This is a genomic window from Henriciella sp., from assembly GCF_049649345.1.
GTDB lineage: Bacteria > Pseudomonadota > Alphaproteobacteria > Caulobacterales > Hyphomonadaceae > Henriciella.
The window spans coordinates 1-2708 of the sequence record NZ_JBARZC010000039.1; the positions used below are offsets into that span (position 1 = coordinate 1).

Annotated in this window: 4 protein-coding genes; 1 reads left to right on the forward strand and 3 read right to left on the reverse strand. The window is 61.7% G+C overall.

Features of this window, described 5'->3' with window-relative positions; translation table 11 throughout:
• The coding region (locus WA989_RS01025; RefSeq protein WP_424338675.1) for a hypothetical protein at window positions 1-226 on the forward strand (226 nt) is incomplete at its 5' end.
• Between the two features lie 6 nt (window positions 227-232).
• Here the strand turns inward: WA989_RS01025 and mtgA are convergent.
• The 3 genes from mtgA to WA989_RS01040 form a co-directional block, all read right to left on the reverse strand.
• On the reverse strand, window positions 233-1018 hold the full coding sequence (gene mtgA / locus WA989_RS01030; protein WP_424338676.1) for a monofunctional biosynthetic peptidoglycan transglycosylase: 786 nt from the start codon (window positions 1016-1018) through the stop codon (window positions 233-235).
• Window positions 997-2094 carry a tRNA epoxyqueuosine(34) reductase QueG gene (gene queG / locus WA989_RS01035; protein WP_424338677.1) on the reverse strand — a complete coding sequence of 366 codons (1098 nt, stop codon included), beginning with the start codon at window positions 2092-2094 and terminating at the stop codon, window positions 997-999. The genes mtgA and queG overlap by 22 nt, the downstream gene beginning before the upstream one ends.
• Window positions 2095-2117: 23 nt before the next feature.
• Window positions 2118-2708, reverse strand: a 591-nt coding sequence (locus WA989_RS01040; protein ID WP_424338678.1) for a hypothetical protein, incomplete at its 5' end; no start/stop codon positions are given.

The window sequence follows — 2708 nt, forward strand, 5'->3', positions numbered from 1 at the left end:
GGGCAGCTGGAATGAGGCAATTGAAGACGCGACCGTGGCGCTCGAAACCTATCCCAACAATGTCGAAGCGCTGCTGATCCGCTCGCGCGCCTGGCTTAATCGCGATGATCTGGGCAATGCCGAAACCGACATGAACCGGGCGCTGCTGATCGACGGGAAGAATATCGACACGCTGGTCCTGCGCGGCGATATCCGGGAGGCGAAAAGGCTGGCGAGCGACGGCTAGCCCCGCCTATTCCGCCTGTCGCTCGGCCCATTTCTCAGGCTCGAGCACGCAATCATCGAGGCCCTCATTGGTGACCACGCGCATACGCGCCTGCAGCGTGCCAGCGCGCTCGGTCACATAAGGCCCGGGTGGATCAACGCGCCATTTGTGCGGGTTCGGCAGCACGGCTGCCAGCAAGGCCGCTTCGCGCTGCGTCAGGTCAGCGGCGCGCTTGCCGAACCGGATGCGCGCGGCGGCTTCCGCCCCGAAAATCCCGTCGCCCCATTCGATCGTATTGAGATAATTCTCCATTACGCGGCGCTTGCCCCACATGCCATCAATGAAGAGCGCGAGCCAGGCTTCCCCGCCCTTTCGCACAAAGCCGCCGCCATTCCAGAAGAACACGTTCTTTGCCGTCTGCTGGGTGATCGTTGAGGCGCCGCGCAGCCGCCCGCCCTGCTTTCGCTCATCGACCGCTTTCTGCACCGCCTCGAAATCGATCCCGTCATGCTCGCAGAAGCGGGAATCCTCGGCCGCGATCACAGCAGTGACGAGATGCGGGGATATCCGCTCGATCGGCATGACGATGCGGCGGAAGTCCTCGCCGCCGAGCGTGCGCTGCATCATGGTGATCGAGCCCGGCACAGGCACCCATTTTAGCGCCAGCGCATAGACATGCACGAGCACGAAGATCAGCAGCGCAAGCTTGATGATGCGCCAGATCCAGCGCCCGGCAATCGCAAGCGCGCCTAGCCCCCCTTCCGGCTCCAGTGTCGGCGGACGGTCATTGTCTAGATTGGCATCAGGGCCCATTCGGCTTTCACCCCATCATCGGTTTCCGCGTCGGCGCGCGCCTCTCTCTCGGCAGCAAACCGGGCCTTATCAAGGCAGGCCAGCGCCCAGATGGCAGCGCCGCGCACAATCGGGTCGTCATCGCTCAAATGCGGCAGCACAGACCGCTCGATCAGGTGCGCCCCGCCGCTATTGCCTATCGCAATAAGCACGTTGCGCAACATCCGGTTCCGCCCGGTCCGCTTGATCGGCGAACCGGAAAACACCTCGCGGAAGGCCGCATCGTCCAGCGCCGCAAGCGCCTCCAGCTCCGGCAGTTTCAGCTCTGCCCGCGCCCAGAGCTTCTGCTCGGCGGATGTGCTCGCAAACTTGTTCCACGGGCAGACGGCGAGGCAATCGTCGCAGCCATAAATGCGGTTGCCCATCGATTTGCGGAATTCAGTCGGGATCGGCCCACCATGCTCGATGGTGAGGTAGGAAATACAGCGCCGCGCATCGAGCTGGTAGGGCGCGGGGAAGGCTGCGGTCGGGCAGATATCGAGACAGGCCCGGCAGCTTCCGCAATGGTCCTCCTCTGGCGCGTCAGGCTCAAGCGCCGCGCTGGTCAGCACAGCGCCGAGAAACAGCCAGCTGCCATGCTCGCGGCTGAGCAGATTGGTATGCTTTCCCTGCCAGCCGAGACCGGCTTTTGCCGCCAGCGGTTTCTCCATGAGCGGCGCGGTGTCGACAAACACTTTCACCTCCGCCCCGCTCATCTCCACAAAGGCACGGGCGAGCTGTTTCAGCCGCTTCTTGATAAGATCGTGATAGTCGCCGCCGCGCGCATAGACCGAGATATTTCCATGCGCTCTAAGCTCGAGCTGCGCCAGCGGATCGGTCTCCGGCCCGTAATTCACAGCCAGCATGATCGCCGATTTCGCGTCCGGCCACATCGCCGTCGGGGCCTTGCGCCGTTCCAGCGTCGCCTCCATCCAGCCCATCTCGCCATGCCGGCCCTCTGCGACGAATTCTTCGAGCCGCGCCCCGGCCGCCCATGGCTCGTCGGCCCGGCATATCCTGCAATCGGAAAAGCCGAGATCGCGCGCGGCAAGTTTCACGTGGTGCTCTAGGCTTTCACCGGTCACTTCATTCCTGCGATGCGTTCAAAGATCAGGCGCTCTCGTTCGGTTTCAAGCGCACCGCCAAGATCAAAGAATTCGCTGACGATGAGTTCGCGGGCCTCGATGTCGCTGGTAGCGGCAAGCTCCTGGCGAATAGTTTCGATGCTCTCGAGGTACGCATCTTCGACGTGCCAAGCATCATCATACTGTTCGATCAAGTCGATGACTTTATCCACTGTCGGTCGCTCGCTCGGCTGCACTTGAGCCTTCGCGATCTTCAGCTCCAGAAGCAATACTTTCTGGTTCTTCCTTCCTCGCTCGATGGCCTTCGAATAGGTCGCGATGAGTGGGTCCAGCGCGCTTAGCTCTTTGCTGATATCCTGCTTTCCGTCGAGTCTATAGGCCTCCACGACGTCTATGACCGCTTTGGTGGCATGGTTGGTGGTCACAGAGGACCTGATAACAGATGCTTGCGGATGGTCAGGCGATGACAGACTGGCAAGGTCGGCTTCGAGTATCGAAATTCCGATGTCGACTGACTTGCGCATCCGGTCGAAACTGAGGCGTTCAGCCATTTCCGCAGACCCGACATCTCCTGACAGGGTCGCTTC

What these genes read in the sequence shown, in the direction of transcription:
- mtgA (WP_424338676.1), bottom strand. Translation starts at nt 1,018, where the DNA reads ATGGGCCCTGATGCCAATCTAGACAATGACCGTCCGCCGACACTGGAG.